Raw genomic sequence first — 12654 nt, 5'->3', positions numbered from 1 at the left:
GCTATGGCCGCCGACATCGAGGAGAAGACCGACCGGTACGAGGGACTGCTCGCGGAGGCACTGGACGCCGCCGAGATAGCACCGCCCGAGGGGACGCCCATGCACGACGCCGCACTCGACTGCGAGGAGATGGCGTCGTCGTATCTCGAGGACGGCCGGCACTTCCGTTCGGAAGACGACCTCGTCAACGCACTGGCGTCGTTCTCCTACGGGCACGCGTGGCTGGACGCGGGCGCCCGCATCGGCCTGTTCGACGTGCCGACCGAGGGCCATCTTTTCACGCAGTGACCGGGCGGAACTGAAATTGGGTGAGTTTCTGGAAAGTATTTACCACGTATCAGTCCTCCGACCCTGACCGGGTCACAGTATGAGGCCAACACGACGTAACGTCCTGCGGAGTATCGCGGCCGGAACTGCTGCAGTAGCGGTCGGTACTGGGGTCGCAGTTGCGGACGACGACGAGACCGCAGACGGTGACGCGAAGGTGCGGGTCGCCCACGCGTCGCCCGATGCCCCGAACGTCGACGTGTTCGTGGGCGAGAACAAGGTCCTCGCAGACGTCCCGTTCACGGCCGTCAGCGGCTACCTCGAACTGCCGGCGGGCACCTACGAGGTCACTATCGCGGCCGCCAGCGACGCCGAGGCCCCCGACGAGGCCGAGACGGTGGCCTTCCGAGGCGAGGTCACTCTCGAAGGCGACGACTACACCGTCGCCGCCATCGGCGAACTGACGCCGGACGTGAGTACCGAGTCGTTCCGCCCGGCCATCTTCGAAGACACGCTCGGCGTACTGGACGAGGAGACCGGTCGCGTCCGAATCGTCCACGCGTCGCCCGACGCCCCCGCCGTCGACGTTCGCGTAGTGGACGACGACGGCGACACGGTGCTGACGCTGGCGGACGACATCGAGTTCGGCGAGGCCAGTGCGAACGTCGAGGCACCGGCCGGTACCTACTCCGTCGCGGTGTTCCCCGCTGGTGCCGACGAGACCCTCGACAGCGCCGTCTACGGCCCCGTCGACGTCGAGGTGCGTGCTGGCGAGGTCCTGACGGTGTTCGCAGAGGGCTTCCTGACGGCCGACCCCGAGTTCCAACCGGTGCTGGCCTACGAAGACGCGGCACCGTTCGGGGGAGGGCCGGGTGGCGACGGAGAAGCAGAAGGCGACGAGGAGGAAGAAGATGAAGAAGATGAAGCGGACGACGACGATGAGGATGAAGACGAGGAAGGCGAAGACGACGCGGAGGAAGCGGACGACGCCGGACGCGGGAAACCGGCCGACGCCGGACGCGGGTACGGTCGAGGCGACGACTGACTGGCTTTCGGGGGCCGCCAGAGTACCCCCCACACCGCTGTCGGTGCCGTGACCGGCGTTTCTGCCCTCACGGGTCGGTGGTTATACGTAGGCCCCAAGAGTTGGACACGACGATGGAGGCCGTGTTGTGGTACGTCTTGACGAGTACGCGGGGCGGAGCGAACCGTATCCGCATCCTCCGTGCGCTCGACGACCGGCCTCGGAACGCGAACAGACTGGCAGAGACGCTCGACCTCGACTACAAGACGGTCCGGCACCACCTCGACGTTCTGGAGGAGAACGACATCGTCACCGACAGCGGGGACGACTACGGCGCGGTGTACCTGCCGACCGACCGCACACGCAAGTACTGGGACACAGTCGAGGAGATAATGGAGACCGCAGAGTGACTATGGCTGAAATTGGGAAAGAGTATATCAGCGGCAATCTGAAAGGGTGGAGCAATGGTCGGTTGGATTGACGTCGCACGCGTCGCGGTGGCCGTCAACATGCTGTTACTGGCGGGACTCGTCTACGTCTGGGGGCGCAACTACTACGAACTCCGTTCGAAGCACACGCTCGGCCCCCTCGTGTTCGCCCTGTTCCTCTTCGGCGAGAACGCCTTCGCGCTGTACTTCTACCTGCTCGACCCGCTTCTGGCGGAGTGGTTCAGTACGGCGGTTCCCGACCCGGCGTGGCAGGCGATGGTCGTCCTACACGTACTGGAAGCCGTCGGCCTCGCAGTGCTCACGTGGACGACCTGGGACTGAGACCCGAGTGGCCGTCGGCGTCGCGGTTTTTACAAGTACCCCCGCCTCTCCTGTTCTCGCCAGCGTCCACCGCCGAGCCGACAAACCGCTACACGTGGGCGGGAGTGGGGTGCAAATTGGGTGACAGTCCGGTCGCAGTTCGGAAAATCCCTTTTCGTACGTCTCCGGTCTGACCGGGTATGCGGCAACGCATCCTGACTGCGCTGATAGCGCTCACCGTCCTGACGTCCGGTATCGCCGGCGTCGCGGCGGCCGAGACTGACACCGATTCCGAACTGGCACAGACCGCTAACGGGGCGAGCGTCACGTTCGCGAACCAGACGAGCGGCGGCGACACGGTCACGGTGGACTCGGTGACGCTACCCGACGGCGGGTACGTCACGGTCCACGACGCCTCGCTGAACGACGGGGCGGTCCTCGGCAGCGTCGCCGGGACGTCGACCTACCTCGGCCCGGGCACGCACGAGAACGTCACCGTGACGCTCACCGACGACGTGAGCGACGGGTCGTACGTCGCGATGGCCCACGAGGAGACCGACGGCGACCGGACCTACGAGTTCGTCGCCTCGAACGGCCAGACCGACGGCCCCTACACGACGGACGGAGACATCGTGCTGGACGGCGCGGACGTGACCGTCTCGGCCAGCGTCTCGATGAGCGACCAGCCGACCACCGGCGACAGCGTCGTCGTCGACCGCGTCGTCCTCTCCGAGGGCGGGTTCGTGACGGTCCACGACGCGTCGGTCACGGAGGGTGCGGTGTTCGAGAGCATCCGCGGCACCTCGACGTATCTGGGGCCGGGCGTCCACGAGGACGTTCGCGTCCTGCTGGACGAACCGCTGACCGAGAACGCGACGCTGGTCCCGATGGCGCACGTGGACACGAACGGCGACGAGGCCTACACCTTCGAGGAGAGCGAGGGGGAGGCAGACGGCCCCTACGCGACCGCTGACGGGAGCGCCGTCGTCGACACCGCGGCCGCGACGGTCACGGACACCGCACGGACGACCCTCGACGCGCAGGCCACCGGCGGCCACGCCGTCGTCGTCGAGAGCGTCTTCGTCCCCGACGGCGGGTTCGTGACGATTCACGACGGCACCGTCGCGGAGGGCGCGGTCTTCGACAGCGTCCGCGGCACCTCGACGCACCTCGAACCGGGCTACCACACCGACGTCGTCGTCACTCTCGACACGCCGGTCGAGAACGACACGACGCTGGTGGCGATGCCCCACCGCGACACCGACGACGACGAGACGTACGACTTCGTCGAGACGAGCGGCGAGGACGACGGCCCCTACACGGAGATGGGGAGCGCCGTCACCGACAGCGGTGCGGTCACCGTCTCCGCGGCCGTGACGATAGCCGACCAGTCGAGCGACGGGACCACCGTCGTCGTCGACCGGGTCGACGTCTCGGAGGGTGGCTTCGTCGCCGTCCACGACGCGACGCTGCTCGACGGCGCCGTCTTCGACAGCGTCGTCGGTCACTCCGAGTACCTCGAACCGGGCGTCCACGAGAACGTCACCGTGACGCTGGACGACCGACTCGCCAGCGGCCAGACGCTCGTCGCCATGCCCCACGTCGACAGCGACGGCGACGAGGCCTACACCTTCGTCGAGAGCGAGGGCGACGCCGACGGCCCGTACACCGCCGGCGGTGACGCCGTCGTGGACACGGCCCAGACGACCATCGAGGCCAGCCTCGCCTTCGAGTCCCAGACCACCGACGGTGAGACGGTCACCGTCGACGCCGTGACGCTGCAGGACGGGGGCTTCGTGACGGTCCACGACGCGTCGGTCACGGAGGGCGCGGTGTTCGAGAGCATCCGCGGCACCTCGGCGTACCTCGCACCGGGCACGCACGAGAACGTCACCGTGACGCTCTCGGACCCGGTCACCGAGAACACGACGCTGGTCCCGATGGCCCACCGTGACACCGACGGTGACGAGGCCTACACCTTCGCCGAGAGCGAGGGCAGCGCCGACGGGCCCTACGTCGCCGCCGGCAGTGCCGTCGTGGCCGTGGGCGACCTCTCGGTCGAGTCGGCGACGATGGACGACGAGTCGGCGACCGAGGACGCGATGACCGAGGAGCCGACGGCGACGGAGATGGAAGAGACGTCCACGACCGGCGGGTCCGGTCCCGGGTTCACCGCCGCCGTCGCACTGGTGGCGCTGGTCGCGACAGCACTCCTCGCGCGCCGGCAGGCTTAAGTACACGAGGATTCGCCCGTGTCACGACCTATCACGACTCCTTCGTGCGATTAGGTACCAAGAATGGCGACACATTTATATACTTGTCGAACTAACTATTGGTAAGAGATACCCGGCAAGGGTTCTTCAACATTACGCACCCGGCAGTCAGGGACACCCCAACCATGAGCGAAACAACGATACGAAATTCGACGGAGGAACAGGTTCAGGAGCGAGAGTTCGACGAGGAGACGACCGAACAGCAGGACGTCTGCCCGGAGTGTGGCGGGAACGTCACGACGGACACGGAACACGGCGAGACGGTCTGTCAGGACTGTGGCCTCGTCGTCGAGGAGGACAGCATCGACCGCGGCCCCGAGTGGCGCGCGTTCGACTCCTCGGAACGGGACTCGAAGTCCCGCGTGGGCGCGCCCACGACGAACATGATGCACGACAAAGGCCTCTCGACCAACATCGGCTGGCAGAACAAGGACGCCTACGGACGGTCGCTGTCGTCCAGCCAGCGCCAGAAGATGCAGCGCCTGCGCACGTGGAACGAGCGGTTCCGCACCCGCGACTCTAAGGAGCGCAATCTCAAGCAGGCACTCGGCGAGATAGACCGCATGGCCTCCGCGCTCGGCCTCCCGCAGAACGTCCGGGAGACGGCGAGCGTCATCTACCGCCGCGCACTGGACGAGGACCTCCTGCCCGGCCGGTCCATCGAGGGCGTCGCGACGTCGGCGCTGTACGCGTCGGCCCGCATGGCGGGGAGTCCCCGGTCGCTCGACGAGATGGCAGTGGTCTCCCGGGTCGACAAGATGGAACTGACCCGGACCTACCGCTACATCGTCCGCGAACTCAACCTCGAAGTCCAGCCGGCCGACCCGGAGCAGTACCTCCCGCGGTTCGTCTCGGACCTCGACCTGAGTGACGAGACGGAGCGGCAGGCCCGCGAACTCATCGAAGGCGCCCGTGACGCGGGGCTCCTCTCCGGGAAGTCGCCGGTCGGTCTCGCGGCCGCCGCGGTGTACGCCGCCGCGCTCCTGACCAACGAGAAGGTCACCCAGAGCGAAGTCGGCGACGTCGCGAACATCTCCGAAGTCACCATCCGCAACCGCTACAAGGAACTGCTCGAAGCCGAGAGCGTCCCGGCGTAGACGGCCCGTGCGGCCCCCTGACACGCCGTCCCAGTCCGAGGCAGGGGAGTGGGGAGACGCCAACCTTTTTCCACCCACAGCGTGTGTCAATATCACACATGGAGGAAGCGTACGTCCGGTTGCTCTGTCCCGAGTGTACGAAAGACTGGGAGTCGACGCCGAGCGAGTTGCCGACACACGACACGCTGTTTCACTGCCCGAACTGTCACGCGAGCCGACGGCTCGCCGAGTTCACACGAACCGACCGCGACCTGCAGACGCTGAAAGGCCTCCAGTAGTCAGCCGCTGGTGGCCGAGCGCGCACCGCACGCCTCACAGCGCAACAGCAGTGCGTCGCCCTCCCGTTCGAGTCGCGTGTCCGGCAGGCCACACTCCGAACAGCGGACGAACTCCTCGACGTACTCGTCGACGGCCGCCCCCAGTCTGTCGGCGTCGAAGGACCCGGTGAGTCGCGCCCGGCCGCTCTCGTCGATGTGTGCGCTCGTCCCCATCTCCGTCTGGAGGAACTGCAGGACGTGGTCCGGGTCACGTCCGAGTCGGTTACACAGCGACTGGAAGTTCTCCACGACGGAGACGTTCCCCTCCTGTCGGACCTCCGGGTCCGGTACCTCGAACCGTTCTGACGACCCCTCTATGTCGGGCGTCTCGGAAATCGCCCGGTCGAGCATATCGTCGTAGTCCATACGTCACAGTGGACGACCCGGCGTCAAAAATCTTTCAAACCCACCGACGCCGGTACCGGACAGTCGACACCCGGGACGCGAATTCGGCCGTCTGTGGCCTCTATCCTCACGTTTTATCATGTCGGGGTGGTGTGTTAACCAGCGTCAGAGTAGTACTATAACCCTCCGGTTTCTAGCAACGGGTGACCATGAAGAAGCAGGAGCTCATTCACCTTCACGGCCTGCTTGCACAAGTACAGAACCACTACGAACAGGACACCGGCTCGACAGTCGAACACGACGAGTACGCCGAACTCGGCGTGAAGCCGACGTCGATTCACAAGTCGAAGACAGACCACAAGGCCGCTGTCTTCGCTATCGCCGACGGAATCACCTCGGAGATGACCACCGAGGAGAAAGAGCCCGTTTCTGCCGCCGCCGACTGAATCTCTTACTCTTCCTCCAGCGACACCTATACCCGGTAGTCGCGTCGCTCGAAAACGGACTCCGTACGTCGCCGTCTACTCGTCGATGAGTTCCTCGAACTCGGGCAGTATCTCGTCGTCGCCCGTCTCCTCGTCGTCCGCTGTCGATTCCGCGTCCTCGGTTTCGTCGTCCTCGTCCTCGTCGGGAATCTCCTCTATCTCGACGACGTCCAGCGGGATGTTCTCCAGTCGCTGACCTATCTCCTTGCGCGCGATGCGGGCCGCGTGTTCGTCACGCTCTACGTTGAACACGGTCATCTCCAGTTCGAGCGCGACGAGGCTCTCGTCGGCGGCGATGAACGCAGGTTCCAACTCCTCACCGCAGTGTGGACAGCTCCGCTCGCCCATGTTGATTTCGACGTAGTTGAGGTCCGGGTTGAGCATGTCGCCGGTCTTCGAGATGGCGATTCGGACCGCTTCGTCGGCTGTGGCTACGTCGTAGACGGGGACGGCTGCCTCGACGACAACTCTGCAGTCCATACAGGTATGTTTGCTAGCCTATATAATGAAGGTTAGCCCGGGTCCTCAATCGGACTCGAACCCGGTCGCGTCCTCGCCGACACCGAGGGCGTCGGTCGACGCGGCGGCCTCCCGGGGAAGGCTGGTACCGAGTGCCGGCAGGGAGAGGGACTCGCTGCCCAGCACGACGAACCCGGCGAAGACGGTCAGGAACCCGACGACGGTGAACTCGGAGATGGACTCGCCCAGTAACGCCCACCCGCCGAGCGTCGAGACGACGGGAACCACGTAGAACACGAGGTTCGCGTGGGTCGCCCCCGCGTTGTCGAGCAGGCCGAAGTAGGCCACGTAGGCGATGGCCCCGGCGAAGACGCCGACGTAGAGGAGCGCGACGAGGGCCGCAGGGCCCCAGCTAACGGCGGCGACGGACTCGCCGGCCTGCCAGCTGAGCGTGTGACACAGACCCGCCGCGACGGGCAGGGCCCACGCCGTCCGGACGGTGCTGGAGAGGTCGCTGTCGCTCCAGCGGACGAGGACGCTTCCGAGCGCCCCGCTGACCGCCCCGCCGAACAGGAGCAGTTTGCCACCGCCGCCCCCGAACAGCATCGCGGGGTCGGGGTTGACGACCAGTCCGACGCCGAGCAGGCCGACGAGCAGACCGGTCGCGCCCCGCTTCGAGAGGCGCTCGTCGGCCAGCAGGAGCGCCGCGAACACGGGCGTCAGGATGGGGTTGAGGCTGAACACGATGGCGCCGACGGCGCTCGTAGCGTCCTGCTGTCCGACGAACAGGAACGCGTTCGTGAGTCCGAGTGCGAGCAGTCCCGTCGAGAGGACGCCCAGCGCGTCACTACGGCTCGTCGGGAGTAGGTCGTCCCGAGAGCGGGTGAGCGTCACGTAGCCGAGCAGTGCCACGGCGGCGACGTCGAACCGGAGCGCGACGAACAGGAGCGGCGGGAAGTGGTCGAGGCCGGCCTTCGCCGCGACGAAGGTGCCGCCGAAGAGGAGGCTGGCGGCCACGCCCAGGGCGAGCGTACGTCGTGACACCATCGTTACACCACCACCTCGTCGACGGAACGACCGGGGGCCGAGACACGCAGGAAAATCGCACAGAGCGGCTGTATCATCTTACTATCGGGTACGGGAGAGGGGCTTATAGTCTCGTTCAGAAAATCTTACACGACGGGAAAACCGCCACGCGCCGTGGCGCTCTTTCACGGGTTGCAATTCTTTCACGTCGCGAAACCGGTATCAGTGCGGCCCGGCAAACGCCGGTATGGACGCCACACTTTCCGAGATAGAGTTCCTCGCGCTCTCGCCGAACCGGGTCGCGGTGCTGGAACTCCTCGCCGACGACTGGCACACCCGGTCGGAGCTCGCCGCCGAGACGGGCGCGTCACAGGCGACGCTGGGCCGCATCCTCGGTGACTTCGAGGACCGCAAGTGGGTCCGCCGGACAGAGGGTGGCTACGTGGCGACGGCTACGGGGCGCCTCGTCGCCGAGGGGTTCAGAGACCTGCTGGACATTCTGGAGACGGAGCGGGACCTGCGGGACATCGTCGACTATCTGCCGACCGACGCGATGGACTTCGACCTGCGACACCTCGCGGACGCCACGATTACGACTCCGACCCAGACGCGACCGAACGCACCCCTACAACGGCTGCTGTCGCTGATGCGCGCGGCGGACGCGGTGACGGCGTTCTCTCACGCGTTCAACGACCAGAGCCTCTCTGTCGCGGCCGACCGGGCGGGCGACCAGCAGTTCCGCGCCATACTGTCGCGCAACGCCGTCGACGCACTCACCGGCGACGAGACGCTCCGCGGTCGCCTCCGCGCGCTCCTCGAGACGGAGACGGCGTCTGTCGGCGTCTACGACGGCGAGATACCGCTCGCGGTGACGATTGTCGACGACGTGGTGAACCTCCTCGTCCGGGACGAGCGCGGGGTGTTGCAGGCGGCCGTCGACACCGACCATCCGGCGGTCCACTCGTGGGCCGAGGCCCGCTTCGAGTCGTACCGCGAGGCGTCCACACCGCTCGAACCGACCGACGTCTGACCCGCTCAGCGGACGCGCCAGACGTCGTCGCCGGGCAGGAACCGTCCGAGTTCCGCTTCCTGCCGGTAGTCCGTCGCGAGGAGGGCCATGAGCGAGGCGACGAGTTCGGACTCGTCCTCGTCGGTCCACTCGACGGGGTCCTTGATGGGGTAGACGAGCCACCCGCTCCCCCGGACCTCCGTCGCGTGGAGCGCCTCCATGTCCACGTCGTCGGCCGGTTCGGCGGTCATGTTCGCGAAGACGTGCTTCGTCGCGCGTTCGCCGACCGGGAGCAGGACGTGGGAGGTGATGGCCCGGACCTCCGTATCGAACATCGGTTCGTGGTCCGCGTAGTCCTCCTCGTCCGGCACCCGGTCGCCACAGAGGAACAGGTACGAGAGGTACGTCTTGTCGACGGTCGGCGGCGTCCCGGCTTCCGTCAGGAGGCCCCCGTCGACGAGCGCGCGCTGGAGTCGCTCGGCGGCAGGGGTCCCGGTGAAAGGGATGCCCGACTCGCTGCCGCCGTGGACGCCGGGGTGGTCGCCGATGACGTGGAAGTCCGCGTTCGCGTCACCGTACCCCGGAACGAACGGCTCACACGGCGGCTGGAAGCCAAACGGGTTGTGCTGCGTTGCCGTGATGTTCTTCACGAGGGGAGCCTGGGCACAGGTCGGCAAAACTCCGACGGTCTCGGGCGGGCAACGCTTTTTTCGGATGCCCTCCACGGGACGGGTATGCTCAGGTCCGGGAGCCGTGATGTCGCGTGAGCCACGACGACCGCGTCGAGGACCTCCGCGAACGGAAGGCGGAGGCCGAACGTGGCGGTGGCGAAGAGCGCATCGAGGCCCAACACGAGAAGGGGAAACTCACCGCCCGCGAGCGCATCGACTACTTCCTCGACGACGGCACGTTCGTCGAGATAGACGCGCTGCGGGAACACCGCTCGACCAACTTCGATATGGACGAGAAGCACGTCCCCGGCGACGGCGTCGTCGTCGGCTACGGCGAGGTCGACGGCGAGCGAGTGTACGTCTTCGCCCACGACTTCACCGTCTTCGGCGGGTCGCTGGGTGAGGCCTTCGCCCAGAAGGTCTGTAAGGTGATGGACAAGGCCATCGAGAACGGTGCGCCCATCATCGGACTGAACGACTCGGCGGGGGCGCGCATCCAGGAGGGCATCGACTCGCTCGCGGGGTACGCCGACATCTTCCACCGCAACCAGCAGGCGAGCGGCGTCGTCCCGCAGATTTCGGCCATCATGGGGCCGTGTGCCGGCGGTGCCGTCTACTCGCCGGCCATCACGGACTTCGTCTACATGGTCGAGGAGACGAGCCACATGTTCATCACCGGCCCGGACGTCATCGAGACGGTCACCGGCGAGGAGGTCGGCTTCGACGAACTGGGCGGGGCGAAGACCCACGCCACCGAGTCGGGCGTCGCCCACTTCACGGCGGCCGACGAGAAGGCGGCGATGGACGACATCCGCTATCTGCTCTCGTACCTCCCGCAGAACAACGTCGCGGACCCCCCGCGCGTCGACCCGTGGGACGACCCGGAGCGACGCGACGAGACGCTCGTGGAGACGGTGCCCGACGAGCCACAGAAACCGTACGACATGGTGGACGTGATAGACGGGGTGTTGGACGAGGGCTCCTTCTTCGAGGTGGCCGAGGGCTTCGCCCGCAACATCGTCACCGGGTTCGCCCGGCTCGACGGCCACTCGGTCGGCGTCGTCGGCAACCAACCCCGAGTGAACGCCGGGACGCTAGACATCGACGCCTCGCGGAAGGGGGCGCGGTTCGTCCGCTTCTGTGACGCCTTCAACATCCCCATCCTCACGTTCGTCGACGTGCCGGGGTTCATGCCCGGCAAGGACCAGGAGCGCAACGCCATCATCAACCACGGCGCGAAACTGCTGTACGCCTACAGCGAGGCGACGGTGCCGCTGTTGACGGTCATCACGCGGAAGGCCTACGGCGGCGCCTACGACGTGATGGCCTCGAAGCACATCGGTGCCGACGCCAACTACGCGTGGCCGACCGCCGAAATCGCCGTGATGGGGCCACAGGGCGCCGTGAACGTCCTCTACGACGACGAACTGGCCGACGCCGACGACGTTGAGGCCCGCCGGCAGGAACTCATCGACGAGTACCGCGACGCCTTCGCGAACCCGTACACGGCAGCCGAGCGCGGCTTCGTCGACGACGTGTTAGAACCGCAGGACACGCGGCCGCGACTCGTCGAGGACCTCGACCTGCTTCGAGGCAAGCGAAGCGACCAACCGGACCGCAAACACGGGAACATCCCACTGTAACCATGGCTACCGATACCGCAGATACCGTCGACGGCGCGCTGGTGGCAGAGATTGCGGCCCAACTCCCGGACGCTTCGGTAGACGAGGCGGCGGCTATCGCCGTCGCCGTCGGCGCACACCTCACCGACCGTCAGCGGGCCGCCGCCGCCGCAGCGGCCGCGGCCGCCGCGGGCGGCGAATCGTGGGACGGCAAGGAGTGGGCGTTCTCCGAACGCGTCGAGGGCACGCAGAAGCGCCACGTCAGGGTCCGCGACGAGGCGCCGACGGACCCGTGGAGTGCGGCCGGTCGCACCGACCGGATGTGACGGCGCTCACCCGTCCACCGCCGTCAGACCGACGGCCAATCGCGAGAGTGTTTCGCTTCCTTCGAGGGCGTCGAGCCACGCCGCCGGAATCTCGTCGACGCCGAAGCGGGCGCCAGCGACGGCCCCGGCCACCGCGCCGACGGTGTCTGCGTCGCCGCCGTTGTTGACGGCAGAGACGACGGCCTCGCGGAACGAGTCGGCCGCGAGCGCGTGTCCCAGTCCCGCCTCCAGCGTGTCGACCACGTACCCGCTCACGGGGAGCGTCCCCGGGTCGCGGTCGGCGTCGGCCGCATCCGAGAGTGCCCCGAGGACGGTATCTGGGGGGTCCGTGGTGTGTTCGAGCAGGTGGTCCCGTGCCGTCTCGACGGGTGGGTCGCCGGCCGCCGCGGCCGCTATCGCGAGGTTCAGCGCGGCACAGGCGTGTGTACAGCGCGGGTCCCAGTGGGTGAGCCGCGAGGACGCCATACTCACGTCGACGAGGCGGGGCGGGTCGTCTGCGAAGGCGATACCGACCGGCGCACACCGCATCAGACTCCCGTTGCCCGCGTTGCGGCCTTCGGGGCTCCGCTCCCACACGTCGCGTGCGGCCCGTTCCCAGTCCTCGCCGGCGGCGACGCGCGAGAGGACGCGGTAGGTCATCCCGCCGATACCGGTGGGGTCGTCGCGGAACCACGCGACGAAGCGGTCGGCGGCGTCGTCAGGGTCCCACCCGTCTCTCTCGGTCAGTGACCGGGCCAGACAGCGCGCCATCTCGGTGTCGTCGGTGACGGCGCCCGCCGGGAGGCCGTGGGCGCCGTCGCCCAGCATCGCGTCGACGGTGCCGTGACGACGGCGGATACGGTCGGCGGACCAGCCCTCGACCGGTCGTCCGAGTGCGTCGCCGCAGGCGAGGCCGACGACCACTCCCCGAGCGGTCTGTTCGTCCATGCCCGTACATTCGCACGCCGCTCAGAAAAGAATCGTCGGCCGATTCGCCGCTCCGCA

General features: G+C 67.2%; 16 protein-coding genes. 11 read left to right on the top strand and 5 right to left on the bottom strand.

Annotated features, from left to right (window positions below):
• Window positions 1-3 precede the first annotated feature (3 nt).
• The 7 genes from EGH21_RS11450 to EGH21_RS11420 all read left to right on the top strand — a co-directional run bounded on the left by EGH21_RS11450 (window position 4) and on the right by EGH21_RS11420 (window position 5688).
• Window positions 4-288, top strand: coding sequence for a DUF357 domain-containing protein (locus EGH21_RS11450; protein WP_220618598.1), 285 nt, complete (start codon window positions 4-6; stop codon window positions 286-288).
• Window positions 289-367: 79 nt separating this feature from the next.
• Window positions 368-1312, top strand: coding sequence for a DUF4397 domain-containing protein (locus EGH21_RS11445; protein WP_220618597.1), 945 nt, complete (start codon window positions 368-370; stop codon window positions 1310-1312).
• Between the two features lie 113 nt (window positions 1313-1425).
• The gene (locus EGH21_RS11440; RefSeq protein WP_166970906.1) at window positions 1426-1701 is read left to right on the top strand and encodes an ArsR/SmtB family transcription factor; all 276 of its coding nucleotides are present in this window, start codon (window positions 1426-1428) and stop codon (window positions 1699-1701) included.
• Window positions 1702-1755: 54 nt separating this feature from the next.
• Complete coding sequence (locus EGH21_RS11435; RefSeq protein ID WP_220618596.1) at window positions 1756-2061, top strand: DUF8036 family membrane protein; 306 nt, start codon at window positions 1756-1758, stop codon at window positions 2059-2061.
• A 206-nt stretch (window positions 2062-2267) separates the two neighbouring features.
• Window positions 2268-4274 carry a DUF7282 domain-containing protein gene (locus EGH21_RS11430; RefSeq protein ID WP_425433303.1) on the top strand — a complete coding sequence of 669 codons (2007 nt, stop codon included), beginning with the start codon at window positions 2268-2270 and terminating at the stop codon, window positions 4272-4274.
• 164 nt (window positions 4275-4438) lie between these two features.
• A complete protein-coding gene (locus EGH21_RS11425) occupies window positions 4439-5410 on the top strand; it encodes a transcription initiation factor IIB (RefSeq protein ID WP_220618594.1) in 972 nt (323 codons plus the stop codon).
• Between the two features lie 98 nt (window positions 5411-5508).
• Complete coding sequence (locus tag EGH21_RS11420; protein WP_220618593.1) at window positions 5509-5688, top strand: DUF7836 family putative zinc-binding protein; 180 nt, start codon at window positions 5509-5511, stop codon at window positions 5686-5688.
• Here EGH21_RS11420 and EGH21_RS11415 read toward each other — a convergent pair whose 3' ends face one another.
• The gene (locus EGH21_RS11415; RefSeq protein WP_220618592.1) at window positions 5689-6093 is read right to left on the bottom strand and encodes a translation initiation factor IF-2 subunit beta; all 405 of its coding nucleotides are present in this window, start codon (window positions 6091-6093) and stop codon (window positions 5689-5691) included.
• 188 nt (window positions 6094-6281) lie between these two features.
• On the opposite strand from EGH21_RS11415, the gene EGH21_RS11410 reads away from it, so the two are divergent.
• Window positions 6282-6518: a UPF0058 family protein gene (locus tag EGH21_RS11410; RefSeq protein WP_220618591.1), complete on the top strand. Its 237-nt coding sequence runs from the start codon at window positions 6282-6284 to the stop codon at window positions 6516-6518.
• Window positions 6519-6593: 75 nt separating this feature from the next.
• Here the strand turns inward: EGH21_RS11410 and EGH21_RS11405 are convergent, their stop codons facing one another.
• A complete protein-coding gene (locus tag EGH21_RS11405; RefSeq protein WP_220618590.1) occupies window positions 6594-7037 on the bottom strand; it encodes a DUF555 domain-containing protein in 444 nt (147 codons plus the stop codon).
• 45 nt (window positions 7038-7082) lie between these two features.
• Window positions 7083-8063, bottom strand: a complete 981-nt coding sequence (locus EGH21_RS11400; RefSeq protein ID WP_220618589.1) for a DMT family transporter — start codon at window positions 8061-8063, stop codon at window positions 7083-7085.
• A 226-nt stretch (window positions 8064-8289) separates the two neighbouring features.
• On the opposite strand from EGH21_RS11400, the gene EGH21_RS11395 reads away from it, so the two are divergent.
• A complete protein-coding gene (locus tag EGH21_RS11395) occupies window positions 8290-9072 on the top strand; it encodes a helix-turn-helix transcriptional regulator (RefSeq protein ID WP_220618588.1) in 783 nt (260 codons plus the stop codon).
• Window positions 9073-9077: 5 nt separating this feature from the next.
• On the opposite strand, the gene EGH21_RS11390 is transcribed toward EGH21_RS11395, so the two are convergent.
• Complete coding sequence (locus EGH21_RS11390; protein ID WP_220618587.1) at window positions 9078-9701, bottom strand: uracil-DNA glycosylase family protein; 624 nt, start codon at window positions 9699-9701, stop codon at window positions 9078-9080.
• Between the two features lie 113 nt (window positions 9702-9814).
• Here EGH21_RS11390 and EGH21_RS11385 point away from each other — a divergent pair, with 113 nt between their 5' ends.
• Window positions 9815-11365 carry an acyl-CoA carboxylase subunit beta gene (locus EGH21_RS11385; RefSeq protein WP_220618586.1) on the top strand — a complete coding sequence of 517 codons (1551 nt, stop codon included), beginning with the start codon at window positions 9815-9817 and terminating at the stop codon, window positions 11363-11365.
• A gap of 2 nt (window positions 11366-11367) precedes the next feature.
• Complete coding sequence (locus EGH21_RS11380) at window positions 11368-11670, top strand: DUF8022 family protein (RefSeq protein ID WP_220618585.1); 303 nt, start codon at window positions 11368-11370, stop codon at window positions 11668-11670.
• A gap of 6 nt (window positions 11671-11676) precedes the next feature.
• Here the strand turns inward: EGH21_RS11380 and EGH21_RS11375 are convergent, their stop codons facing one another.
• Window positions 11677-12597, bottom strand: coding sequence for an ADP-ribosylglycohydrolase family protein (locus tag EGH21_RS11375; protein ID WP_220618584.1), 921 nt, complete (start codon window positions 12595-12597; stop codon window positions 11677-11679).
• Window positions 12598-12654: the final 57 nt, after the last annotated feature.

Origin of the sequence: Haloarcula rubra (assembly GCF_019599465.1) — an archaeon.
GTDB classification, from domain to species: Archaea; Halobacteriota; Halobacteria; order Halobacteriales; family Haloarculaceae; genus Haloarcula; species Haloarcula rubra.
The sequence above is the reverse complement of the archived record's forward strand: the minus strand, read 5'-3'. Positions and strand labels throughout refer to the sequence as shown.